Source organism: Bradyrhizobium sp. SHOUNA76, assembly GCF_023006445.1.
GTDB lineage: Bacteria > Pseudomonadota > Alphaproteobacteria > Rhizobiales > Xanthobacteraceae > Bradyrhizobium.
Genome location: NZ_JALBHA010000988.1, coordinates 1 through 897, shown reverse-complemented (window position 1 = coordinate 897; position 897 = coordinate 1). Strand labels below are relative to the sequence as shown.

The window sequence follows — 897 nt, the reverse complement described above, 5'->3', positions numbered from 1 at the left end:
CATGATCGCGCTGTCCTACGGCAACGGCAAGACGGTGCGGGTGCCGAAGGGCCTCTCCGTGCTGGAGGCAAGCCTGCGCCACAATGTGCCGCATGCCAGCGTCTGCGGTGGCCGCGCCCGCTGCTCGACTTGCCGCATCCGCATCATCGGCGACCATGACGCGCTGCCCACACCGTCGCAGCGTGAGGCCTTCGTGCTCACCCGCGTCGGCACCGCCGATCCGTCGATCAGGCTGGCCTGCCAGCTGCGGCCGACGTCCGACCTCTCCTTCTTCCAGCTGTTCACGCCGCACACGCATGCGACGGACGGGCAGGCCTCGACACCAGCCAGAATCGGCCAGGAGCGCTATCTCGTCAGCCTGTTCGTGGACATGCGCGGCTCGACCCAGCTCGCGGAAAAGCGGCTGCCGTTCGACACCGTCTTCATCGTCAACCGCTTCCTCGGCGCGGTGTCGCAGGCGGTGATCGAGAACGGCGGCCAGCCGAACCAGTTCGTCGGCGACGGCATGCTGGCGCTGTTCGGATTGACTGCCGATCCGCAAACCGCCTGCCGGCAGGCGCTCAAGGCTGCCGCCGGCATCGCCAGGCATATCGACGAGCTCAACGAGCTCCTGAGCCACGATCTGCGCCAGCCGATCCGCTTCGGCGTCGGTATTCATGGCGGCGAGGTCATCATCGGCGACATCGGCTATCGCGATCACATCGTCTTCACCGCGCTCGGCGATGCCGTGAATGTCGCAGCCCGGCTCCAGGACATGACCAAGACGCTGGCCTGTGAAGCGATCGTCTCGGAAGAAGTCCGCCGCACCGCCGGCCTTGTCGACGACGTCCTGCCGCAGCACGAGGTCGCGATCCGCGGCCGCGACGAGCCGCTTGCCGTGCGCGCGGTGGCGGATGC

General features: G+C 67.8%; 1 protein-coding gene. It reads left to right on the top strand.

The genetic code is table 11. The annotated features are described in order from the left end of the window. On the top strand, window positions 1–897 hold an 897-nt coding region (locus MOV74_RS39180), incomplete at both ends, for an adenylate/guanylate cyclase domain-containing protein (RefSeq protein ID WP_246932971.1).